Genomic DNA, 22,430 nt, shown 5'->3' on the forward strand with positions numbered 1-22,430 from the left:
CACTCGTGCAGCCCACTGCCTTACACTGCGCACCATGAAAACCATTCCCCTCACACCCGTTGCCGAGCCTGCGGTCACCTGCTCGACTTGCGCAGCCTGCTGCTGCCAGCTCGAAGTCATGCTGATTACCGACACGGGCGTGCCCGAGCGCTTTATCGACACCGATGATTGGGGTGGGGAAGTCATGCTGCGTCTGGATGACGGCTGGTGTGCGGCGCTGGATCGCAACACCATGATGTGCACGATCTACGAGAAGCGTCCGTTGATCTGCCGGGAATTCGAGATGGGGGCACCGGAGTGCATCGAGGAACGCCGGGGCATTACCACGGCGTATCGTTGAACGCAGATTCATGCGGGAACCGGCAAGCCCGTTCCCGCATGAATTAATCCCGCCGTTACAGGGGCATCGTGTAATGCAGGGCGTAGCTTTCGACACCGTCGTTATGGCTGCTCAGGCCGGCATTGGAATAGTGCGTGGCACGAATCCCGACCTCATGACCGCCCGTGAAGCGCAGGCCGAAACCGATGCGGTCTTCGAACTGGAAGGACTGGCCAATGTTGTTGTCTTCAAGCTGGGTGTCGGAGAAAAACGCCACACCTACCCCGGCTTCGATGTACGGCTTGACGTTCTGGCCGGCAAACTCGTAGACGAACACGGGTGCAAACGACAGGCTGTTGTTACTGGAAGTCTTGTCACCCTCCCAGTAGGTATACGCGCCGCTCCAGAAACCGGTGAGTCGACCAACGTCGGTCTGCCACCAGCTCTTGTCCCAATCAAACTGCATGCCCAGCCGATAGGTCATGGTTGAATCGCTGGTCGCTCCGACCCCGAACTCCACGCCTGCCGCCTGTGCGGTAAAACTGTGCCCCAATAGTGTGGCCGCAAGCGCAGCCAAGCAGAATAGTCGCTTCACTAGAAACATCCTTTTCCGAACGAATTCGTATGGTTTTTTTGGTGTCGCCATTAATCACAGCTATAGAAGTCTGCGCCTACTCAGAAGTTCAGACTATTCCGATACATTTCACATTTTTTTTACAAGTCGAAACTACGCACTACGCCGGGGGAATTCCAGAGTAATGGCAAGATATTACTGAAATGCTGTGGATTGGCGCTGGTCCAGAACTGCGCAGCCCGCGCCGGGCCTGCGGCAAGCAGCTCGCGTTCGGCCAACAAACGCTGAAGCTGGCGTGCTACTGCAGCCCCGGTATCGATCAAGCTGATGTGCGCCGGGATCATCTGCTTGAGCAGCGGCTTGAGGAAGGGATAGTGGGTGCAGCCAAGAATGATCGTGTCGCAGCCGGCGTCGAGCAAGGGCTGCACGTAGCCGAGTAACAGCTTGCACAGCACCGGGCTGTGCAGGTCGCCGTCCTCAATCAGCTCCACCAGGCCCGGGCATGGCTGGGTGATCACTCGTACGTCGGTGGCAAAACGGTCGAGCAGCGCGGCGAATTTGGCGCTTTGCAACGTACCGGTAGTGGCGAGTACACCGACCACACCACTGCGGGTCGCGGCCGCTGCGGGCTTTACTGCGGGCTCCATGCCGACGATGGGCCACTGAGGGTAGTCACGGCGCAAATCGGCCACGCCTGCCACCGTGGCGGTATTGCAGGCCAGCACCAGCGCCTTGGCGCCCTGTTGCTGAAAAAAGCGCGCCATGACGCTGCAGCGCGCACGGATGAACTCCGGCGATTTCTCGCCATAGGGGACGTTGCCGCAATCGGCAACGTACAGCAGAGTCTCGTCGGGCAACAGGCGCTGGATCTCGGCCAGTACCGATAGCCCGCCGACACCGGAATCGAATACGCCAATCGGCGCCTCACGCACGGGCAGGACCACAGACCGCGCAGCCCGGATCGCGCTTGACCCGAAGTTCACGAAAGCGCGCGCCCAGGGCATCGATCAGCAACAGTCGCCCCACCAGCGGTTCGCCGAACCCGGCCAGCAGCTTGAGCGCTTCGAGTGCTTGCAGGCTGCCGACCAGGCCCACCAGAGGGCCGATGACCCCGGCTTCGCTGCACGTCAGTTCGGCTTCGCTGCCGTGGCCATACAAGCAGTGGTAGCAGGGACTGTCCGGACGTCTTGGGTCGAACACCGACAATTGTCCTTCGAGGCGAATGGCGGCGCCGCTCACCAGGGGTTTGCCAGCCAGTACGGAGGCGGCATTGACGGCTTCGCGGGTGGAAAAATTGTCCGAGCAGTCTAGCACCAGGTCCACCGCAGCCACTGCGGCGGCCAGGGAATCTTCGTCGAGGGCGGTGCGCAGGGCTTTGAGCTGGATTTCGGGATTGATCGCGCTCAGTCGGCGGATCGCCGAGTCGACCTTGCTCACGCCGACGCTGTCTGTGTCGTGGATAACCTGACGCTGCAGGTTGGTCAGGTCGACGCTGTCGAAGTCCGCCAAGTGCAATTCGCCCACGCCCGCCGCCGCCAGGTAAAGGGCTACCGGCGAGCCGAGACCGCCCAGGCCGATGATCAGCGCCCGGCTGGCTTTGAGCCGCAATTGGCCATCGATATCGACGTGCTGCAGCAGAATCTGCCGACTGTAGCGCAACAATTCCTGATCATTCAGCACGGCAGGCGTCCAAGGCTGATACGTTCGTGGCCGCCCAGGTCGGTGCGGCTGTGGACTTCTTCAAAGCCACGGGTCATCAGCAAATCGCGCACGGCGAGAGCCTGATCGTAACCGTGTTCGAGCATCAGCCAGCCACCGGCATCGAGGTGGTTCGGGGCCTGGTCGACGATCAGGCGCAGATCGTCGAGACCATCGATGCCGGCGACCAACGCACTGGCAGGCTCGAAGCGCACATCGCCCTCGGCCAGGTGCGGATCGGCGCTGGCGATATAAGGCGGGTTGCTAATGATCAGCTCGAAGCGCTGACCTTGCAACGCACTGAACCAATGACTGCTCAGCACGGTGGCGTTGTGCAGGTGCAGGCGCTGGCGATTGCGCTCGGCCAGCGCGACGGCTTCCTGCACGCGATCCACGGCGGTGACTTGCCACGCCGGGCGCTCGCTGGCCAGGGCCAGGGCAATTGCGCCGCTGCCGGTGCCCAGGTCGAGCACCCTGGCAGGGGCGACCGGCAACAACTCCAGCGCGGCCTCTACCAGCAGCTCGGTGTCCGGGCGCGGGATCAGGGTGTGCGGTGCGACTTCCAGGTCGAGCTTCCAGAAACCCTGTTGGCCAAGAATATAGGCCACCGGCTCGCCGCCACGACGGCGCTGCAGGTACCCGGCAAATTTGAGCGCCGCTTCACTTGGTACGATGCGCTCCGGCCAGGTGTGCAAAAAGCTCCGGGACTTGCCCAGGGCCGCAGCCAGCAGCAACTCTGCGTCCAGGCGCGCGGTGGGCGAGTCCGGTAGATCGGCGGCGCGTAGCAGGCTGGCAATGATCGTCATTTACTCACCTATCGCTGCCAATTGATCAGCCTGGTACTCGGCCAGCAACGGCTCGATTACCGCATCGACGCCACCGGTGAGAATTTCATCGAGGGAATACAGCGTCAGGTTGACCCGGTGGTCGGTGACCCGGCCCTGGGCAAAATTGTAGGTGCGAATCCGTTCCGAGCGATCGCCCGAGCCCACCAGCAGCTTGCGCTCGCTGGCGATGGCATTGGCGGCGGCACTGGTCTGCTGGTCGTTCAGCTTGGCCGACAGCCAGGACATGGCGCGCGCACGGTTCTTGTGCTGGGAACGCTCTTCCTGGCACTCGACCACGATGCCCGACGGCAAGTGAGTGATGCGGATCGCCGAGTCGGTCTTGTTGACGTGCTGGCCACCGGCGCCTGAGGAGCGATAGGTATCGACCCGCAAATCCGCCGGGTTGATCTCGATCGCTTCCTGCTCGTCCGGCTCGGGCAATACCGCCACCGTGCAGGCCGAAGTGTGGATACGACCCTGGGATTCGGTGGCAGGAACCCGCTGCACCCGGTGCACGCCGGATTCGAACTTGAGCTTGCCGTAGACGTTGTCGCCCTCGACGCGGGCGATCACTTCTTTATAGCCGCCGTGTTCGCCGATGTTCTCCGAGAGGATCTCCACCCGCCAGCCACGGCGCTCGGCGTAGCGCGAATACATGCGAAACAGGTCGCCGGAAAAAATGGCCGCCTCATCACCGCCAGTGCCGGCGCGGATTTCGAGAAACACGTTGCGGCCGTCGTTCGGGTCCTTGGGCAGCAGCATACGTTGCAGGCTGGCTTCGATTTCGAGCAGTTGCTCCTTGGCTTCGCGGACTTCTTCCACGGCCATTTCGCGCATGTCCGGGTCGCTGTCCTTGAGCAGCGCCTGGGCGCCTTCCAGATCACCCTGAACCTTGAGCAACTGCTTATAGGTTTGCACGATAGGTTCGACTTCCGCGTATTCCTTGGAATAAGTACGGAATTTGGTCTGGTCGGAAATGACTTCGCCGTCGCCAAGCAAGGCGGTCAGTTCCTCGAAACGGTCCTGGAGGATGTCCAGCTTATTGAGCAGTGAAGCTTTCATTGCGGTTTCTTATCCGAAAAGCTATCCGATGAGCCCTCACCGAGGGCAAAGAGTTCCTGGGCCATGGCCAGCGCATCGAGGCGACCTTCGGCAGAGAGCTTTTTCAACTGCACGCTCGGGGCGTGCAGGAGTTTGTTGGTCAGGCCGCGTGCCAGTTGGATCAACACCTCTTCGGCGCTGCCGCCATTGGCCAGCATGCGCTGGGCCTTCTGCAATTCTTCGTCCCGCAGGCGTTCGCTTTGCTGACGATAGGCCTTGAGCACGTCCACCGCGGCCAGTTCACGCAGGCGCACCATGAAATCTTCGGCGCCGATGGAGACCATCTCTTCCGCCGCCTGCGCCGCACCTTGACGACTCTTGAGGTTTTCCGCGACCACTTCGTGCAGGTCGTCGACGCTATAGAGGTAGACGTCTTCGAGTTCGCCAACTTCCGGCTCGATATCCCGGGGAACGGCGATGTCCACCATGAAGATCGGCTTGTGCTTGCGCAGCTTCAGGGCGCTTTCCACCGCGCCCTTGCCGAGGATCGGTAACTGGCTGGCGGTGGAGCTGATGACGATGTCACTGCGCACCAGTTCGGCCGGGATATCCGACAGCAATACCGCATGCGCGCCAAACTGCTCGGCCAGGATGCTGGCGCGCTCCAGCGTGCGGTTGGCGACCACGATACGCTTGACCCCGAGTTCGTGCAGATGACGGGCGACCAGGGTAATGGTCTCGCCGGCGCCAATCAGCAAAGCCTGGCTGCGCTGCAAGTCGCTGAAAATCTGTTTCGCCAGGCTGACTGCGGCAAAGGCCACCGACACCGGGTTCTCGCCGATGGCAGTGTCGGTGCGCACCTGCTTGGCCGCATTGAACGTAGCCTGGAACAGTCGCCCGAGCAGCGGCCCGATTGTCCCGGCTTCCCGGGCTACCGCGTAGGCCGATTTCATCTGGCCGAGAATCTGCGGTTCGCCCAACACCAGCGAGTCGAGCCCGGAGGCGACTCGCATCATGTGACGAACTGCCGCATCATCTTCGTGCACATAACTGCTGGCGCGCAGCTCTTCGATGCTCAAATGGTGATAATCGGCCAGCCAGCGCAACACGATGTCAGCCGAAAGGTGATCCTGCTCTATATAGAGTTCGCTGCGATTGCAGGTGGAAAGGATCGCGGCTTCGCGGCTGTCGGTCAGTCGGCAGAGCTGCTGCAAAGCCTCTACCAGCTGCTCAGGGGAAAAGGCCACGCGCTCGCGGACGTCTACTGAAGCAGTCTTGTGGTTAATACCGAGTGCAAGGAAGGCCATTCAAGGTCGCTGATAGTGACGTGAAGCCGGCAATTGTCCTACTTCGACAGATTCAGAACAACTACTCGATATCTATCGCCCCTGTAGGAGCTGCCGAAGGCTGCGATCTTTTGAGATTTTAAAGGTGCGGTAAGGGCAAGATCAAAAGATCGCAGCCTGCTGCAGCTTCTACGATCGTCCTGACCACCTGACTCTGTAAAGTCATCCTTCGAGACTCGGTTATGTTTGGCCGAAGGCTTGTGTCATGATGATCCGACCGCAGGTTAGTCGTCCTCTTCCTATATGAATAGATCCTCCGCGTTGCTCCTTGCTTTTGTCTTCCTCAGCGGCTGCCAGGCCATGGCGCCCGTGTCTCCGGACGATCCGTCGCCGGTCGAAGACAGCACTCCGGCCCCTGAAAAGCCCATGGTCTACAGCTCCTTCAGCGAAGAAACCGTCTTCAGCCTGTTGAGCGCGGAACTGGCTGGCCAGCGCAATCGTTTCGACATTGCCCTGGACAACTACGTGACCCAGGCCATCAACACCCAGGATCCGGGGATCTCCGAGCGGGCGTTCCGGATTGCCGAGTACCTGGGCGCCGACCAGGCCGCCCTGGACACCGCGCTCATCTGGGCAAAAAACGCCCCGGACGACCTCGAGGCGCAACGGGCTGCTGCCGTGCAACTGGCTCGTGCCGGGCGCTATGACGACTCCATGGTGTACATGGAGAAGGTCCTGCAAGGCAAAGGCGACACCCACTTCGACTTCCTCGCCCTGTCCGCTGCCGACACCGACCAGGACACGCGCAACGGTTTGATGCAAAGTTTTGACCGCTTGCTGCAACGCCATCCCGACAACGGCCAGCTGATTTTCGGCAAGGCCCTGTTGCTGCAACAGGACGGCGATGCCAAGGGCGCCTTGTCCCTGCTCGAAGACCATCCGCCGGAAGATGGCGAAATCGCCCCGATCCTGCTGCGGGCGCGCCTGTTGCAGTCCCTCGATCGTGGTGACGAGGCCCTGCCGCTGCTGCGCAAAAGCATCAAGCAATACCCCGACGACAAACGCCTGCGCCTGACCTACGCACGCATGCTGGTGGAACAGGACCGCATGGAAGACGCAAAGGTCGAGTTCTCCAGCCTGGTCCAGCAATACCCTGAAGACGACGAACTGCGCTATTCGCTGGCATTGGTTTGCCTGGAAGCCAAGGCCTGGGAAGAGGCCAAGGGCTACCTCGAAGACCTCATTGCCCGGGACAGCCATGTCGACTCGGCGCACCTGAACCTAGGACGTATCGCTGAAGAGCGCAACGATCCACAGGGCGCCCTGGCCGAATATGCACAGGTAGGGCCGGGCAATGATTACCTGCCGGCACAATTGCGCCAGGCGGATATCCTGATGAACAACGGCAAGACTGCCGAAGCCCAGAGTCGCCTGGCCGCTCAGCGAGACGAACAGCCCGATTACGCCATCCAGCTGTACCTGATCGAGGCCGAAACCCTGTCCGCCAACAAGCAACAGGACAAGGCCTGGGCTGTTCTCGAAAAATCGTTGCAGCAATACCCGGACGACCTGAACCTGCTGTACACCCGCGCCATGCAGGCGGAAAAACGCAATGATCTGGCGCAAATGGAAAAAGACCTGCGCCTGATCATCAAGCGCGACCCGGACAATGCGATGGCGTTGAACGCCCTCGGCTACACCCTGTCTGACCGTACAACGCGATACGCCGAAGCCAAGGCCCTGATCGAACAGGCGCACCAGATCAACCCGGAGGACCCGGCGGTTCTCGACAGCCTCGGCTGGGTCAACTACCGGCTGGGCAATCTGGACGAGGCCGAGCGCTATTTGCGCAAGGCCCTGGAGCGCTTTCCCGACCAGGAAGTCGCTGCTCACCTGGGCGAAGTCCTTTGGGCGAACGGCAAACAGCGTGAAGCGAAGCAAATCTGGGGCAAATTCCTCAAGGATCAGCCCGACAGCCCACTACTGCGCGGCACCATCAAGCGCCTGACCGGATCAGAGACTCTTTAAGATTATGTTTTTGCGCCATTTCATCGTTTTCAGCTTCATCGCCCTGCTCGCCGGTTGCGCGGGCTTCGGCGCTCGCGAATCCGTCGAAGGTCACGGTAATTCCGCCCAATGGCGTGAGCACAAACAGCAGCTCACGGGACTGGATGGCTGGCAGATCAACGGCAAGATCGGCATTCGCGCACCCAAGGATTCGGGCAGCGGCACCCTGTTCTGGCTGCAACGCCAGGATTACTACGACATCCGTCTGTCTGGCCCCCTGGGTCGGGGCGCTGCACGCCTGACCGGTCGCCCCGGCAAGGTGTCGCTGGAAGTCGCCAACCAGGGTCGTTATGACGCGCCGAACCCGGAAATCCTTCTCGAAGAACAGCTGGGCTGGAAATTGCCGGTGTCCAACCTGGCCTGGTGGGTGCGCGGACTCCCGGCTCCCGACAGCAAAAGCCGCCTGACCCTGGACGCCGATAGCCGCCTGGCCAATCTCGACCAGGATGGCTGGCAGGTTGAATATCTGAGTTATGCCGAGCAGAACGGTTTCTGGCTGCCCGAGCGCATCAAGCTGCACGGTACCGACCTTGACGTCACGCTGGTGATCAAGGAATGGCAACCACGCAAACTGGGGCAGTGAACATGACTGCTGCGCGCCTGACGCTGCCCTCACCGGCCAAGCTCAACCTGATGCTGCACATCCTTGGTCGCCGCGAAGACGGTTATCACGAGCTGCAGACGATTTTTCAGTTCCTGGATTACGGTGACGAGATCACCTTCGCCGTTCGCGATGACGGCGTGATCCGTTTGCACACCGAATTCGACGGCGTCCCTCACGACAGCAATCTGATCGTTCGCGCTGCAAGACAACTGCAGGAGCAATCCGGCTGCCCGCTCGGGATCGACATCTGGATCGATAAAGTCCTGCCCATGGGCGGCGGCATCGGTGGCGGCAGCTCCAATGCTGCCACCACCCTGCTCGGCCTGAACCATCTCTGGCAACTGGGCTGGGACGCAGATCGCCTGGCCGCACTCGGCCTGACACTGGGCGCAGACGTCCCGGTTTTCGTGCGTGGCCATGCCGCTTTTGCCGAGGGCGTGGGGGAGAAACTCACCCCTGTAGACCCCGAAGAACCGTGGTATCTCGTACTGGTACCGCAAGTATCTGTAAGTACAGCAGAAATTTTTTCTGATCCGCTGTTGACACGTAACACTCCTCCCATTAAAGTGCGCCCCGTTCCCAAGGGAAACAGTCGAAATGACTGCTTGCCGGTAGTAGCAAGGCGTTATCCAGATGTACGTAACGCATTGAATTTGTTAGGTAAATTTACCGAAGCAAAACTCACCGGAACTGGAAGTTGTGTGTTTGGGGGCTTCCCAAGCAAAGCTGAAGCTGATAAAGTCTCGGCCCTTCTTACAGAGACCCTTACAGGGTTTGTAGCAAAAGGAAGCAACGTTTCGATGTTGCATCGCAAGCTGCAGAGTCTGCTCTAAAGGAACCGAGTACTGGGTACTCGTTGCAACAGATACAGGGGCGTCGCCAAGCGGTAAGGCAGCAGGTTTTGATCCTGCCATGCGTTGGTTCGAATCCAGCCGCCCCTGCCATTTTCTATACTCATCCAGGTTACCCTCAGCCTCTAGGTACTGCGCGTGTCCAAGATGATGGTCTTTACGGGGAATGCCAACCCCGATCTGGCTCGGCGTGTCGTACGTCAGCTGCATATCCCTCTCGGTGACATCTCTGTCGGTAAGTTCTCCGACGGCGAAATTACTGCCGAGATCAATGAAAACGTCCGCGGTAAAGATGTCTTCATTATTCAGCCGACTTGCGCTCCGACCAACGATAACCTGATGGAACTGGTAGTGATGGCTGACGCCTTCCGCCGCTCCTCGGCTACTCGTATCACTGCTGTAATTCCTTACTTTGGTTATGCCCGTCAGGATCGCCGTCCGCGTTCCGCACGTGTGGCTATCAGCGCGAAAGTCGTAGCTGACATGCTTACCGTAGTCGGCATCGACCGTGTTCTCACGGTTGATTTGCATGCTGACCAAATCCAGGGTTTCTTCGATATTCCGGTAGATAACATCTACGGCTCCCCGGTTCTGGTGGATGACATTGAAGATCAGCGCTTCGAAAACCTGATGATCGTGTCCCCGGACATTGGTGGCGTCGTGCGTGCACGTGCCGTTGCCAAATCTCTGGGTGTGGATCTCGGGATCATCGACAAACGCCGTGAGAAAGCCAATCACTCTGAAGTGATGCATATCATCGGTGATGTCGAAGGGCGTACCTGTATTCTGGTCGATGACATGGTCGATACCGCCGGCACCCTGTGCCACGCGGCCAAGGCCCTGAAAGAGCATGGCGCTGCCAAGGTTTTCGCCTACTGCACACACCCTGTGCTGTCCGGTCGGGCGATCGAAAACATTGAGAATTCCATGCTGGACGAACTGGTGGTGACCAACACCATCCCGTTGTCCGCTGCTGCTCAAGCCTGCTCGCGTATCCGTCAACTGGATATCGCGCCGGTGGTTGCTGAAGCGGTCCGCCGCATCAGCAATGAAGAATCGATCAGCGCGATGTTCCGTTAAGGGCCCTGCCCTTCTGGAACATCTCGTTGACGAAAAGCGCCCCGCCCCGGCATTCCTGTCGGGGCGGGGCTTTTTTGCCCATATCGCCTTTAGCGCTGGTCGCAAACGCTAGGGCGAATGTGGTTATTTTGGAGATACAACATGAACGAATTTACCCTGAATGCTGAAGTGCGTTCCGACCTGGGGAAAGGTGCGAGCCGCCGCCTGCGTCGTCTCGCAAGCCTGGTACCTGCTGTAGTTTACGGTGGCGAAAAAGCCCCTGAATCCATCAGCATGCTGGCTAAAGAAGTTGCCAAACTGCTCGAAAACGATGCGGCTTACAGCCACATCATCGAACTGAACGTTGGCGGCACCAAGCAAAACGTGATCATCAAGGCTCTGCAGCGTCACCCGGCCAAAGGCCACGTGATGCACGCTGACTTCGTACGCGTTGTAGCTGGCCAGAAACTGACCGCTGTCGTGCCTGTACACTTCGTTGGCGAAGAAGCTCCGATCAAGAAAGGCGGCGAAGTTTCGCACGTTACTTCCGAAATCGAAGTGACCTGCCTGCCGAAGGACCTGCCTGAGTTCATCGAAGTCGACCTGTCGAACGCTGAAATCGGCGACATCATTCACATGTCCGACCTCAAAGCCCCTAAAGGCGTTGAGTTTGTTGCTCTGGCACACGGTGACGACAAGGCTGTTGCCAACGTTCACGCTCCACGTGTTGCTCCAGAAGAAGACGCTGCTGAAGAAGGCGCTGCAGAGTAATTTCACTCTGTTCGCCGGAGTGACCGGTAACATCGCGGACTAGTACGTAGCGAGAAAGCGGGCGAGAACGCGGAGTTTACATAATGGTAAATGAGCACTTGTCGTCCACTTTCGCCGCACTCGGCGATGTTAACCACCACTCCAAGGAAGGGCCCCTATCGTGACTGCCATAAAACTGATCGTTGGCCTGGGAAATCCAGGCGCTGAATACGAACAGACCCGGCATAACGCAGGGGCCCTTTTTGTTGAGCGCATCGCGAACGCACAAGGCGTGAACCTTGTGGCGGACCGCAAATATTTCGGCCTGACCGGGCGCTATTCGCATCAGGGTCAGGATGTTCGTCTGCTGATCCCCACCACCTACATGAACCGCAGCGGCCAGGCCGTGGCGGCACTCGCAGGATTCTTCCGCATCAAGCCCGAAGAAATCCTGGTGGCGCATGACGAACTCGACCTGCCTCCGGGCGTTGCCAAGCTCAAGCAGGGCGGCGGCCATGGCGGTCACAACGGGTTGCGCGACATCATTGCGCAACTGGGCAATCAGAATACCTTCTACCGCTTGCGGCTTGGCATTGGCCACCCGGGCGTAGCCAGTATGGTTTCAAACTTCGTCCTGGGTCGTGCGCCACGCGCCGAACAGGAAAAACTCGATGCCAGCATCGACTTTGCCCTCGGCGTGCTGCCGGATATCCTCGCCGGTGAATGGAACCGCGCGATGAAAAACCTGCACAGCCAGAAGGCCTGACTTTTACCCGAGGGGAAACACCATGGGATTCAATTGCGGCATCGTCGGCCTGCCTAACGTCGGCAAGTCCACCCTGTTCAACGCCCTGACCAAATCCGGGATCGCGGCCGAGAACTTCCCCTTCTGCACCATCGAACCGAACACAGGGATCGTGCCGATGCCGGATGCGCGCCTGGAAGCTTTGGCTGCCATCGTTAATCCGAAGCGTATCCTGCCGACCACCATGGAGTTCGTCGACATCGCAGGCCTGGTGGCCGGCGCGTCGAAAGGTGAAGGCCTGGGCAACAAGTTCCTGGCCAACATCCGTGAAACCGATGCGATCGCCCACGTGGTCCGCTGCTTCGAAGACGAGAACGTGATTCACGTTTCCAACAGCGTCGACCCGAAACGCGACATCGAGATCATCGACCTGGAACTGATCTTCGCCGACCTCGACAGCTGCGAGAAGCAACTGCAGAAAGTCGCGCGCAACGCCAAGGGCGGCGACAAGGACGCCGTGGTTCAAAAGGCATTGCTTGAGCAACTGATCGCTCACTTCACCCTGGGCAAGCCTGCACGGACCCTGATGAAGAGCATGGGTGCCGACGACAAGGCGGTGATTCGTGGCTTCCACCTGCTGACCACCAAGCCGGTCATGTACATCGCCAACGTCGCTGAAGACGGTTTCGAGAACAACCCGCTGCTGGACATCGTCAAGGCCATCGCCGAAGAAGAAGGCGCCATGGTGGTTCCGGTCTGCAACAAGATCGAAGCCGAAATCGCCGAGCTTGAAGACGGCGAAGAGAAGGACATGTTCCTTGAGGCCCTGGGCCTGGAAGAGCCTGGCCTGAACCGAGTGATTCGCGCCGGATACGAAATGCTGCACCTGCAGACCTACTTCACCGCCGGCGTTGAAGAAGTCCGCGCCTGGACCGTACGCGTCGGTGCGACCGCACCACAAGCCGCTGGCGTGATCCACACCGACTTCGAAAAAGGCTTCATCCGCGCCGAAGTCATCGCCTATGACGACTTCATCCAGTACAAGGGCGAAGCCGGTGCCAAGGAAGCCGGCAAATGGCGCCTGGAAGGCAAGGACTACATTGTTAAAGACGGCGACGTGATGCACTTCCGTTTCAACGTGTAAGACTCCCCGCTCAAGAAGAAGCCGCGTTCAATACGCGGCTTTTTTGTACCTGTCAGATTATTCGAAGATCGCAGCCTCCGGCAGCTCCTAGAGGGTGTACACCTCACATCAGTAGGAGCTGCCGAAGGCTGCGATCTTTTGATCTTCAGGCCTTTCTGGTTCTCGGCAGGAAGATCGCCAACACCCCCAGCAATGGCAGGAACGAGCACAGGAAATACACGAACTCAATCCCGCGGGCATCCGCCAGATAGCCCAGCAGCGCCGCGCCAATCCCGCCAAAACCAAACATCAAGCCAAAGAATATCCCGGCGATCATCCCGACATTGCCCGGAACCAGCTCCTGGGCGTACACCACGATGGCCGAGAATGCCGACGCCAGGATGAAACCGATCACCACGCTCAAGACGCTGGTCCAGAACAGGTCAACGTGAGGCAAAAGCAGGGTGAAAGGCGCAACACCAAGGATCGAAAACCAGATGACGGCCTTGCGCCCAATCTTGTCGCCGATCGGGCCACCGAAGAACGTACCGGCTGCCACCGCCCCCAGGAACAGAAACAGATGCAGTTGCGAACTGGCCACCGAGAGGTCGAATTTCTCGATCAGGTAGAAGGTGTAGTAACTGGTGAGGCTGGACATGTAGAAGTACTTGGAGAACACCAGCAGCCCCAGCACAACCAGTGCGCCGGTCACCCTCCCCTTCGACAGACCGTGGGTTGCCGCCTGCCCTTGTTTGAGCTTGAACAGGTTCAGGTGATTGGCGTACCAGCGGCTGATGCGGTGCAGCACAAACAGCGCAAACACCGCGAACAGGCCGAACCATGCCACATGCCCCTGGCCGAACGGAATGATAATGGCTGCCGCCAGCAATGGACCGAACGCCGAGCCCGCATTGCCGCCAACCTGGAAAGTAGACTGCGCCAACCCGAACCGCCCGCCCGAGGCCAGTCGCGCTACCCGGGAAGCCTCCGGGTGAAAGGTCGAAGAGCCGATACCGATCAGCGCCGCCGCCAGCAGGATCATTGGAAAGCTGCCGACCACCGACATCATCAGTATGCCGATCAAGGTGCATACGCTCCCGGCCGGCAGCAGCCACGGCTTGGGATGACGGTCTGTGTGATAGCCGACCCATGGCTGCAACAGCGAAGCGGTCAGTTGAAAAGTCAGGGTAATCAGGCCGACCTGGGTAAACGTCAGGCCGTAATTGGCCTTGAGCATCGGATAGATCGACGGCAAGACCGACTGGATCAGGTCGTTGATCAAATGGGCCAGCGCCACGGCGCCGATGATGCGCATGACCAAAGGGCTGCTTTGTGAAGTCGCTGATGCCGGCGCGGCGCCGGTCTGGGCATTGCTGATAGCCATGAGAATTTCCGCACAACGGGTGGGTGCAAATGGGCAGGAGCGTCAATGTGCCATTTTTCAGTGCATCAGCGCCATCCCCTTAGCCTGCTAACGACATTTACGAATGCTTTCCATGCGGGTAATAGCGCATCGCCATGGTCTGAATCTTGCGTTACCACTTCCTTTAAACGCGGCCCCTTACAAAGGGGACCGAGAATGGGAAGTTTCGCTACGCAGTCGGCCTACAGAGCGGACGAGGGTGAACTTTCGAGGCCTTTAAACGGGCACCAGTCGCGGCCAACACGGCCTCGGCGCACGCCAATGGTGCGTGGTGCCCAGGGGAGTCACGGGGCATGCAGGCTTTTTTATCACCGGGCATTGGCTTGCTGGGGCGCTTTGGCTTCGCACGCAAGTTTCAACTGTTGTTTTTGCTGTTCATTCTGCCGCTGGCGGGCAGCCTGTGGATGATCGGGCAGGATTACCGCAGCAAACTGAATCTGATCTCCGAAGAGCGTGCCGGGGTTCGGCAACTGCTGTCACTGGATGCGCTCGACAATCTGCTCGCAGCCCAACGGGATCGCGCCGCGCGCTGGCGAGCCACGGAAACCAATCGTCAACCCACGCCCGCCACGCTCGCCGCCATGGCTTCGTTTGACGAGGCCCAGCCAGCCATCGCCCAAGCGGCTGTGGAGCTGGGTAATACCCTCGCTGCCGAAGGTGCCCGGGATGAAACACTGGCGCGCTACCAGGCCCTGCAGGCCGCCCTTGAAGGCCTGGATTCAAAAAGCCTCGGCAGCATCGGTTGGTGGCCCGACGGTTACGATCGCTTCACCGGTGCCTTGAGCGCCCTGCAAGCCCTGCGCGAGCAAATTGCCATGGACAACCGGCTGACCCTCGCGCCATGGCTGGAAACCTATTTGCTCACGCAGATCTCCACTCAGCACGTGCCGGACCTGATCGAACGGGTCGGACGCCTGGCGAGCATCGGTCAGGCCTCAGTGGTGTCTGGGCAATTCACCTTGCAAAGCCGCTTGCAGCTACGAGACCTGCGCAGTCGTATCGGCGACGCCCGGGAGCAGCTTGTGAAAACCGCAGGCTTGCTGGAATCGCGCCTGCCCAGCGACTTGCAAACCTGGTCAGGGCGCTACCAGGACAGCCTCAAGCACCTGGATGCCGAGCTGAAAGTTCTCGATGACGGCGTATTCGGCGGTAGCATCAAGCTCAAGCACGAAGACTTTGAGCGTGGTCTGGACGCCTTGCTGGTCGACCTCGCCTCCCTGCGCCAACAGTCCCTGGGCTCGCTGGATCAGCGCCTGGATGACTACCATGGCTCGGCGATGCGCCAGGTCATCGGTGTGGCGACGATTTTCGGCTGCCTGCTGCTGGCGGCGCTGTATCTGTTCACCTGCCTGCAAACGTCCATCCGGCGCAGCGCCAGCGGTATTACAGTGCTGGCCGAAGCGCTGCGCGATGGCAACCTCAGCCTGCAGGTGCCGGTACAGGGTCGCGACGAGCTGGCGGCTATCAGCACCGCGCTAAACGTCGCGGTGGTGCAGTTGCGCAACAGCATGCTGGGGGTGGATCACGAGACCCTGCAATTGAGCAACGCCGTGCGCGCGCTCAACCAGCATTCCAGCGGCGCATTGGGCGAAGTCGAGGCACAACAACTGCAGATCAGCCAGATCGCCGCGGCGGCCACCCAACTGGCCGCCACGTCCCAAGGCGTGGCCCAGAGCTGCGAACAGGCCTCGGGCAGCGCCCAGCACACGCGGCGCATTGCTGCCGACAGCAGTCGCGACAGCCAGCGCACCACGGCAAGTATCCAGCAGCTCAACCAGCGTTTGAACGAGACAGCGGCGGCACTCGGCCGGGTGAGCGAACAGGGGCAGCAGATTCAGCTGGTAGTGGACACCATTCGCGGAGTGGCCGAGCAGACCAACCTCCTGGCCCTTAACGCCGCCATCGAGGCCGCCCGCGCGGGCGATCAGGGCCGCGGCTTCGCCGTGGTGGCTGACGAAGTGCGCAGCTTGTCGAAACGCACGCAGTCCTCTACCGCGCAGATAGCCCAGACCGTTGATAGCCTGCGGCAAACGGTGGATGAAGCGGTGAGCCTGATGGAAGCGGCCTGCAGCCAGGCACAGAACGATGCGCAGTCGGTCACCGGGCTGGGCGAACGACTCGGGGAAATTGCCAGCGCAGTGCAAGGCGTCACCGACACCCTGGCGCACATTGCGACAGCGGTAGAGGAACAGGCCAGCACCGCCGATGAGGTCAGCGGCAACATCCAGCAGGTTGATCAGGCGGCAGTGCGGCTGCTGGAAGGGGCCCGCGCCGTAAACCTTGCGGCGGACACCTTGAGCCAAGGCAGCAAGGCATTGAGCGCCAATACCGGGAGGTTTCAGCTCGGCTGACAGCGCCCACCGCCGCGTTTTATAGCACCGGGTGGATAAGCGGTTGAAAGCGTAGAGAAATATTTTAAATTTACGCTTGACGCATCCCCGTTACCGGTGAATAATGCGCGCCACTTGGCTACATAGCTCAGTTGGTTAGAGCATAGCATTCATAATGCTGGGGTCCGGGGTTCAAGTCCCTGTGTAGCCACCAAGTACTAAAAACGGCTTACCGAAAGGTAGGCCGTTTTTTTATGCCTCGAGAAAAGTACGCAGGCTTCTCTGCTGACACAAATCCTGCAGGAGCGCGGCTTGTCGGCAAGGAGATACTCTAGTCCTGGATCGATTTTGCGGCCGCTATCGCCAGCAGGATCACCACCGCATCGACGCCAACGCAGACACCCCCCGCTCCCAGATCTGCCACGTCCGCAGCCAGACCATCGCCTGCCAGTCGCCGTCCGCGGGATAGAATTGTTCCAGCAGGTTCTGCTTGATTCCACGCCCTACCGCATCACTTGGATTGCCGTGCAGATGAAGCCAATGGTCGTTGCGCAAATGACGATGTACTTCGGGCCCCGGATAAGTCCCACACTCGATCACAAAAGGCATCAATCGCACTTGCGGCAGCGCGTCGATCAGCGCCTGTGAGGTGTAGCCGGTGGCCGTCGCGGCGACGCCGGTTTCGCTCAAGGTGTCGGCGCCGGTCAGCAGCGTGTAGAGCCACGGCCCGTAGATTGCCTGCGCATCCGCCAACGCTGGATAAGCGGACTCGGTGATGGTCAGCAACATTGGATGGCCGTACTCCCCCGCGCCGGTGTGCAAGTCGAAGCACATGGCGACATCAGCGTGGGCGACGTGCTCCTGGAGGATCTGCTGCAGCGTACGATTCGACCAGCTCGGTGCCCGTCCGCCAAAAAACAGGCCGTCAGGATGACTGTGTTGGCCGCCCTCGACAATCGACATCACCGCCGGCCAGCCGTGCTTGTGGATCTGCTCGTCAAGCAGCGCATCGGCGCGATCACGCTCGGGGCCCGCCAGCTGGGTACAGGCATAGATTTCATGCAGCGCTGCATAGGCCTGGTTGTCCGGGAGCGAATCGTCAAAATCCAGGTGATTGCGGTTAAGGTCGATGTTGTCTTCGTTGACCCGGCGCAGCCACGCTGTGCCCCAGGGATTGATCAGATGGACAAACACCACCGCGACATCGGTGGGCAACACGCGCTTGCCCAACTCCTGCATCCACTTGATCTGGCAGCCCGAGCCATAGAAGCCTTCAACCCCGTGAGTGCCACTTAGCGCGATCAGCAAGCGCTTGGCGCCCGGATCACCGAGCACCGCCACATCGGTACTCAGCCGTTCACCGAACGGGCCGTTGAGGGGATGCGGATATTCGGTCACAGTCGCGCCGGCGGCATTCGCTGCGGCCAGAAACTGTTGACGCTGCGCGCCATAGCTTGGCTGTGTGGGGAAGTCGGTGTGCATGTCTGCCTCTTGTTGATCTTCTGACGTGTCTGCTGCCCTTGACCCTACAGAAAATCCGTCAATGGATGAAGGACTAAAACCGCCTATGGTTTGCGTCACTGGCTGTAGGCCGATAAAGTCCCCGGACCTTTCCCACGGACGGAGTGCCCCGCGTGTTCACAGCCTTTAACTGCAATCGCTATCGGTTGTCAGCCCTTTCGCTGATTGCCGGTGCGCTAACGCTTGCCGCGTGCAACGCTCCGCCCGTTTCGACATTACCCCTCGCACCGGAAGCGGCCTCGGGCTATCGCACCGACCTGCAGGCCCGGCACGCCTCAAAGCATATGGCCGCAGCGGCCAATCCGCTCGCCGCCGAAGCCGGACGAGCAATGTTGCGCCAGGGCGGTTCGGCAATTGACGCCGCTATCGCGATGCAAGCGGTGCTGACGCTGGTCGAGCCGCAATCCTCGGGTATCGGCGGCGGCGCCTTGATCGTACTTTGGGACGGCAAAACAGTGCGCACCTACGACGGTCGTGAAACCGCGCCCGCCGGTGCCACCGAGAAGCTATTCCTGCAAGCCGACGGCCAACCGATGCCGTTCACGCAGGCACAGATTGGTGGTCGTTCGGTGGGCACACCCGGCGTGCTGCGGGCACTGGAACTGGCTCACCGGAAACACGGGCGCCTGCCCTGGGCACAGCTGTTCGAGCCGGCGATCAGACTCGCGGAGCAAGGTTTTCCTATCTCACCTCGTCTGCATCAGTTGATCGCGTCGGATTCGTCCATGCCGCGCTCGCCGGACATGATGGCGTATTTCCGCAACGCCGATGGCAGCCCGAAAGCCGCAGGCACTCCCCTGAAAAACCCGGCGCTGGCCGCCACGTTCAAACGGATCGCCAGGGAAGGTGCCGATGCGCTGTACAGAGGTCCCATCGCCCAGGAAATCGTGGCCAAGGTTCAGGGGCATGCCAATCCCGGCAGCCTGTCGCTGAACGATCTGATCGGCTATTCCGCCAAGGAACGCGCACCACTGTGCACCGATTACAAGCGCTGGCAGGTCTGCGGCATGCCGCCGCCGTCATCGGGCGGAATCGCCGTGGCGCAGATCCTCGGCACCTTGCAGGCCCTCGAAACTCGTGACCCGCGTTATGCCCTGGCGCCACTGAAACCGGTCAAAAGCACCCGAGCCGCCGGCATCGAACCTGCGCCTGCAGCTGTGCACCTGATCTCCGAAGCCGAGCGACTTGCGTATGCCGACCGCGCCCAGTACGTCGCCGACAGCGACTTCGTGCCCGTCCCGGTAAAAGGCCTGGTGGACCCGACTTATCTGGCCAGCCGCGCCGCCCTGATCGGCGAACGCAGCATGGGCACGGCCACACCTGGGACACCTCCGGGCATACAGGTGGCCTATGCACCGGACCGTTCACCTCTGCGCATCTCGACCTCGCAAGTGGTGGCCGTCGATGACCAGGGTGGTGCGGTCTCCATGACCACCACCGTGGAATCCGCCTTCGGCTCTCACCTGATGGTGCAAGGCTTCCTGCTCAACAACCAGATGACCGACTTCTCGTTCATCCCGGAAGAAAACGGCCGGAAAGTCGCCAACCGCGTCGAGCCGGGCAAACGCCCCCGCTCCTCCATGGCGCCCACCCTGATCTTCGATCGACAGACCGGCGAGTTCCTCGCCACCCTCGGCTCCCCAGGCGGCTCGCAGATCATCGAGTACGTCGCCAAGTCGACCATCGGCCTGCTCGACTGGAACCTCGACCCGCAGGCCGCCATCAATCTGCCCAACTTCGGCAGCCGTAACGGCCCGACGGAACTGGAACGGGGGCAGTTCAGTACACAGCTGATTCAAACGTTGAAGGACAAAGGGCACAACGTGAACGAGATCGACATGACCAGCGGCACCCAGGCGATAGTTCGGGTCAAGGATGCGCAGGGCAAGGTCACATTGGCGGGCGGTGCTGATCCGCGCCGCGAGGGGGAAGCGTTGGGGGATTGAGCGTTTTGTGCGAGTGGGAAAGGGCTTACCGGGTGGCAGGCCCTTTTTTAGGCAGTGCATCCGGGTCAGGCTAATGTTGGCTGGCAGCGGACCCGATTCAAACCAGCAGAATCTTGCCGTCCACCGGATCACCAATCTTCAGGAAATGCCCGCCCGCGACGTGATGCAAGGTGCGCAGCTCGTCGTGCCCTTCGAAGTGCCAGCGGCCATCGCTGAACACCCGCGCGTCAGCCTGGGCAGCTATGACTTCGGCGAGAAACAGATCGTATTGCTGGTGATTACCAGGCTCCGGCAACAGTCGACATTCCAGCCAGGCGACGCAGCCTTCGAGCATCGGCGCTGCCACCTGCTCGCCGCTGAATGTCTGCAGGGCATAGGCCTGGAACTTGTCCTGGCCCGGCGCCCGGGAGATTTCCAGCCCGGATGTAGAACCGACGGTCTGGACGATGTCGGCCTGGGCGGCGCAGGGCACGTTCAGCACGAAGGTCCCCGAAGCTTCCAGCAGGTGTCGGGTCCAGGTGGACTTATCCAGCACCACGGCAATTTTCGGCGGCTCGAAATCCAGTGGCATAGCCCAGGCCGCCGCCATGATATTGCGCTGGCCATCGTGGGCGGCGCTGACCAGTACGGTCGGCCCGTGATTGAGCAGGCGATAAGCCTTGTTCAAGGGTACGGGCCGGCGATGGGAAGCGTGCATGCTGTCTGCTCCAGGAGAAAACGCTGATTGTAGCGGGATACGGGTTAATCCTGCTCAGGTCGCCAGTTGACTGGCGAACTGTCCGACCGCGTCGACCACCCTCTGCGCGCCGTCCTGCGCGCACCGAAATACGCCGCGCTGGCGACCCCGACCACGCCCATCACTGCACTGAATATTACGCATATCCAGGGGCTCCAAGGCATTAGCCCGATCAGCAACAACGGCGTGATACTGGCCCATGCGGCGTAGGCGATGTTGTAGGTGAAGGAGATTCCCGATACACGAATATGCGCTGGGAACAGCCCGACCATCACCGACGGCACCGCACCCACCACGCCGCAACACAGACCGGCAATGGCATAAGCCAGGCCAATCCAGCTCCCGCCATTGATCAGGCAGCTATAGAGCACTGCAATGCCCACTGGCAGCAGCAGGCTATAGAGCATAACGGTACGCCAGGCGCCGATGCGATCCACCAGTAATCCGGCGAGCACGCAACCCACATTCAGGAACACGATGCCCAGGGCGCTGAGCCCGAAGGTGTAGCTGGCGCTCATACCGAAGGTTTTCTGCATCATGGTCGGGGTGATCACCACGAACACCACCACCGCCGAGGTCAGAACACAGGTCAGGATCATCGCCGGCAGCATGGCCAGGCGATGTTCGCGCAGGACCGTGCGCAATGGCAGCTCGACCGCCGCTTCGCGCTTGGCCTGCATCGCCATGAATACCGGGGTTTCGCTGAGCCAGCGGCGCAACCAGACTCCAATCACACCAAACACCCCGCCTAGCAGGAAGGGATAACGCCAGGCGTAATCGAGGATTTCCTGCGGGGTGAAGACCTGCGCCAGGAACGTCGCCGCCAGCGCGCCGATCAGGTAGCCGAAGGTCAGCCCGGCCTGCAGGAATCCCAACGCGTAACCGCGATGGCCGACCGGCGCGTGTTCGGCGACGAAGACCCAGGCGCTGGGCACCTCACCGCCTACCGCTGCGCCCTGCAGGATACGCAGGGCCAGCAACAGCAACGGCGCAAAATAACCGATCTGGGCGTAGGTCGGCATGATCCCGATGAGCAGGCAAGGCAACGCCATCATCAAGATGCTCAGGCTGAAGACCTTCTTGCGTCCCAGTCTGTCAGCAAAATGCGCCATCAGGATGCCGCCCAATGGGCGCGCCAGGTAACCGGTGACGAAGATCCCGAAGCTTTGCAGCAGGCGCAGCCACTCCGGCATTTCCGGGGGGAAGAACAGTTGGCTGAGGGTCAGGGCGAAAAATACGAAAATAATGAAATCGTAGATTTCCAGCGCCCCGCCCAACGCGGCAAGGCCGAGGGTCTTGTAGTCCGAACGAGTGAACGGCGCCGGGCGCACATCGGTTTGGGCAGTCATGAAAAAACACTCTGGCACGGGCAAAAAATTCTAGGCGCCCATGGTCTACGCAAATCCGTCTGCGGACAACCCGTTAGACCAAAGTCCCAAAGCGGTAAAAGTTGGTCACAAAAAATACAGCGTTTGATTTACTGTTGGCACCTGTCCAGACGGGCCCACGAGGCCCTGAAGACCACAATAA

General features: G+C 60.4%; 20 protein-coding genes and 2 tRNA genes. 12 read left to right on the forward strand and 10 right to left on the reverse strand.

Annotation, left to right across the window (positions count from 1 at the left end):
* Window positions 1–34: 34 nt before the first annotated feature.
* A complete protein-coding gene (locus AAEZ09_RS14985; protein ID WP_045059227.1) occupies window positions 35–340 on the forward strand; it encodes a YkgJ family cysteine cluster protein in 306 nt (101 codons plus the stop codon).
* A gap of 55 nt (window positions 341–395) precedes the next feature.
* Here the strand turns inward: AAEZ09_RS14985 and AAEZ09_RS14990 are convergent, their stop codons facing one another.
* The 6 genes from AAEZ09_RS14990 to hemA all read right to left on the reverse strand — a co-directional run bounded on the left by AAEZ09_RS14990 (window position 396) and on the right by hemA (window position 5,766).
* Entirely contained in the window at window positions 396–914 is a 519-nt protein-coding gene (locus tag AAEZ09_RS14990) for an acyloxyacyl hydrolase (RefSeq protein WP_045059226.1), read from the reverse strand.
* A 119-nt stretch (window positions 915–1,033) separates the two neighbouring features.
* Window positions 1,034–1,825: a glutamate racemase gene (gene murI, locus AAEZ09_RS14995; protein WP_045059308.1), complete on the reverse strand. Its 792-nt coding sequence runs from the start codon at window positions 1,823–1,825 to the stop codon at window positions 1,034–1,036.
* Window positions 1,818–2,573, reverse strand: a complete 756-nt coding sequence (locus AAEZ09_RS15000; protein ID WP_350599883.1) for a molybdopterin-synthase adenylyltransferase MoeB — start codon at window positions 2,571–2,573, stop codon at window positions 1,818–1,820. Before AAEZ09_RS15000 ends, murI begins: the two co-directional genes overlap by 8 nt.
* Complete coding sequence (prmC, locus tag AAEZ09_RS15005) at window positions 2,567–3,397, reverse strand: peptide chain release factor N(5)-glutamine methyltransferase (protein ID WP_350599885.1); 831 nt, start codon at window positions 3,395–3,397, stop codon at window positions 2,567–2,569. The genes AAEZ09_RS15000 and prmC overlap by 7 nt, the downstream gene beginning before the upstream one ends.
* Window positions 3,398–4,480, reverse strand: coding sequence for a peptide chain release factor 1 (prfA, locus tag AAEZ09_RS15010; RefSeq protein ID WP_045059223.1), 1,083 nt, complete (start codon window positions 4,478–4,480; stop codon window positions 3,398–3,400). It abuts the gene before it with no gap.
* Entirely contained in the window at window positions 4,477–5,766 is a 1,290-nt protein-coding gene (gene hemA / locus AAEZ09_RS15015) for a glutamyl-tRNA reductase (RefSeq protein WP_045059222.1), read from the reverse strand. The genes prfA and hemA overlap by 4 nt, the downstream gene beginning before the upstream one ends.
* A 282-nt stretch (window positions 5,767–6,048) precedes the next feature.
* On the opposite strand from hemA, the gene AAEZ09_RS15020 reads away from it, so the two are divergent.
* The 8 genes from AAEZ09_RS15020 (at window position 6,049) to ychF (ending at window position 12,965) form a co-directional block, all read left to right on the forward strand.
* On the forward strand, window positions 6,049–7,773 hold the full coding sequence (locus AAEZ09_RS15020) for a tetratricopeptide repeat protein (protein WP_350599886.1): 1,725 nt from the start codon (window positions 6,049–6,051) through the stop codon (window positions 7,771–7,773).
* A 4-nt stretch (window positions 7,774–7,777) separates the two neighbouring features.
* Window positions 7,778–8,395 carry a lipoprotein insertase outer membrane protein LolB gene (lolB, locus tag AAEZ09_RS15025; protein WP_045059220.1) on the forward strand — a complete coding sequence of 206 codons (618 nt, stop codon included), beginning with the start codon at window positions 7,778–7,780 and terminating at the stop codon, window positions 8,393–8,395.
* A 2-nt stretch (window positions 8,396–8,397) separates the two neighbouring features.
* A complete protein-coding gene (gene ispE / locus AAEZ09_RS15030; protein WP_350599908.1) occupies window positions 8,398–9,249 on the forward strand; it encodes a 4-(cytidine 5'-diphospho)-2-C-methyl-D-erythritol kinase in 852 nt (283 codons plus the stop codon).
* A 36-nt stretch (window positions 9,250–9,285) separates the two neighbouring features.
* Window positions 9,286–9,360, forward strand: a tRNA-Gln gene (locus AAEZ09_RS15035).
* Between the two features lie 45 nt (window positions 9,361–9,405).
* Window positions 9,406–10,347, forward strand: coding sequence for a ribose-phosphate pyrophosphokinase (locus AAEZ09_RS15040; RefSeq protein ID WP_003208392.1), 942 nt, complete (start codon window positions 9,406–9,408; stop codon window positions 10,345–10,347).
* Between the two features lie 141 nt (window positions 10,348–10,488).
* Window positions 10,489–11,097, forward strand: a complete 609-nt coding sequence (locus AAEZ09_RS15045; RefSeq protein WP_045059218.1) for a 50S ribosomal protein L25/general stress protein Ctc — start codon at window positions 10,489–10,491, stop codon at window positions 11,095–11,097.
* 160 nt (window positions 11,098–11,257) lie between these two features.
* Window positions 11,258–11,842: an aminoacyl-tRNA hydrolase gene (gene pth, locus AAEZ09_RS15050; protein ID WP_008037207.1), complete on the forward strand. Its 585-nt coding sequence runs from the start codon at window positions 11,258–11,260 to the stop codon at window positions 11,840–11,842.
* A 22-nt stretch (window positions 11,843–11,864) separates the two neighbouring features.
* Entirely contained in the window at window positions 11,865–12,965 is a 1,101-nt protein-coding gene (ychF, locus tag AAEZ09_RS15055) for a redox-regulated ATPase YchF (RefSeq protein ID WP_045059217.1), read from the forward strand.
* Window positions 12,966–13,110: 145 nt separating this feature from the next.
* Here the strand turns inward: ychF and AAEZ09_RS15060 are convergent, their stop codons facing one another.
* Window positions 13,111–14,328, reverse strand: a complete 1,218-nt coding sequence (locus AAEZ09_RS15060; RefSeq protein ID WP_045059216.1) for an MFS transporter — start codon at window positions 14,326–14,328, stop codon at window positions 13,111–13,113.
* A gap of 332 nt (window positions 14,329–14,660) precedes the next feature.
* Between AAEZ09_RS15060 and AAEZ09_RS15065 the strand changes: the two genes are divergently transcribed.
* Together AAEZ09_RS15065 and AAEZ09_RS15070 are read left to right on the forward strand one after the other, a co-directional pair.
* The gene (locus AAEZ09_RS15065; RefSeq protein ID WP_350599889.1) at window positions 14,661–16,718 is read left to right on the forward strand and encodes a methyl-accepting chemotaxis protein; all 2,058 of its coding nucleotides are present in this window, start codon (window positions 14,661–14,663) and stop codon (window positions 16,716–16,718) included.
* A gap of 116 nt (window positions 16,719–16,834) precedes the next feature.
* Window positions 16,835–16,911: transfer RNA gene (locus tag AAEZ09_RS15070), tRNA-Met, on the forward strand.
* Between the two features lie 158 nt (window positions 16,912–17,069).
* Here AAEZ09_RS15070 and AAEZ09_RS15075 read toward each other — a convergent pair.
* A complete protein-coding gene (locus tag AAEZ09_RS15075; protein WP_350599890.1) occupies window positions 17,070–18,179 on the reverse strand; it encodes a DUF2817 domain-containing protein in 1,110 nt (369 codons plus the stop codon).
* A 152-nt stretch (window positions 18,180–18,331) separates the two neighbouring features.
* On the opposite strand from AAEZ09_RS15075, the gene ggt reads away from it, so the two are divergent.
* Window positions 18,332–20,164: a gamma-glutamyltransferase gene (gene ggt / locus AAEZ09_RS15080; RefSeq protein WP_350599892.1), complete on the forward strand. Its 1,833-nt coding sequence runs from the start codon at window positions 18,332–18,334 to the stop codon at window positions 20,162–20,164.
* Between the two features lie 97 nt (window positions 20,165–20,261).
* Here the strand turns inward: ggt and AAEZ09_RS15085 are convergent, their stop codons facing one another.
* Together AAEZ09_RS15085 and AAEZ09_RS15090 are read right to left on the reverse strand one after the other, a co-directional pair.
* A complete protein-coding gene (locus AAEZ09_RS15085; RefSeq protein ID WP_045059212.1) occupies window positions 20,262–20,861 on the reverse strand; it encodes a flavin reductase family protein in 600 nt (199 codons plus the stop codon).
* Window positions 20,862–20,905: 44 nt separating this feature from the next.
* Entirely contained in the window at window positions 20,906–22,249 is a 1,344-nt protein-coding gene (locus tag AAEZ09_RS15090; RefSeq protein ID WP_350599893.1) for an MFS transporter, read from the reverse strand.
* Window positions 22,250–22,430 lie beyond the last annotated feature (181 nt).

The organism is Pseudomonas sp. 65/3-MNA-CIBAN-0223 (assembly GCF_040310425.1).
Taxonomy (GTDB): Bacteria; Pseudomonadota; Gammaproteobacteria; order Pseudomonadales; family Pseudomonadaceae; genus Aquipseudomonas; species Aquipseudomonas gregormendelii.

Excerpts from the sequence above, each read along its gene's own strand:
- AAEZ09_RS14985 (WP_045059227.1), top strand. The coding sequence starts at position 35 with ATGAAAACCATTCCCCTCACACCCGTTGCCGAGCCTGCGGTCACCTGC.
- prmC (WP_350599885.1), bottom strand. The coding sequence starts at position 3,397 with ATGACGATCATTGCCAGCCTGCTACGCGCCGCCGATCTACCGGACTCG.
- prfA (WP_045059223.1), bottom strand. The coding sequence starts at position 4,480 with ATGAAAGCTTCACTGCTCAATAAGCTGGACATCCTCCAGGACCGTTTC.
- hemA (WP_045059222.1), bottom strand. The coding sequence starts at position 5,766 with ATGGCCTTCCTTGCACTCGGTATTAACCACAAGACTGCTTCAGTAGAC.
- AAEZ09_RS15020 (WP_350599886.1), top strand. The coding sequence starts at position 6,049 with ATGAATAGATCCTCCGCGTTGCTCCTTGCTTTTGTCTTCCTCAGCGGC.
- lolB (WP_045059220.1), top strand. The coding sequence starts at position 7,778 with ATGTTTTTGCGCCATTTCATCGTTTTCAGCTTCATCGCCCTGCTCGCC.
- ispE (WP_350599908.1), top strand. The coding sequence starts at position 8,398 with ATGACTGCTGCGCGCCTGACGCTGCCCTCACCGGCCAAGCTCAACCTG.
- AAEZ09_RS15045 (WP_045059218.1), top strand. The coding sequence starts at position 10,489 with ATGAACGAATTTACCCTGAATGCTGAAGTGCGTTCCGACCTGGGGAAA.
- ychF (WP_045059217.1), top strand. The coding sequence starts at position 11,865 with ATGGGATTCAATTGCGGCATCGTCGGCCTGCCTAACGTCGGCAAGTCC.
- AAEZ09_RS15060 (WP_045059216.1), bottom strand. The coding sequence starts at position 14,328 with ATGGCTATCAGCAATGCCCAGACCGGCGCCGCGCCGGCATCAGCGACT.
- AAEZ09_RS15065 (WP_350599889.1), top strand. The coding sequence starts at position 14,661 with ATGCAGGCTTTTTTATCACCGGGCATTGGCTTGCTGGGGCGCTTTGGC.
- AAEZ09_RS15075 (WP_350599890.1), bottom strand. The coding sequence starts at position 18,179 with ATGCACACCGACTTCCCCACACAGCCAAGCTATGGCGCGCAGCGTCAA.
- AAEZ09_RS15085 (WP_045059212.1), bottom strand. The coding sequence starts at position 20,861 with ATGCACGCTTCCCATCGCCGGCCCGTACCCTTGAACAAGGCTTATCGC.
- AAEZ09_RS15090 (WP_350599893.1), bottom strand. The coding sequence starts at position 22,249 with ATGACTGCCCAAACCGATGTGCGCCCGGCGCCGTTCACTCGTTCGGAC.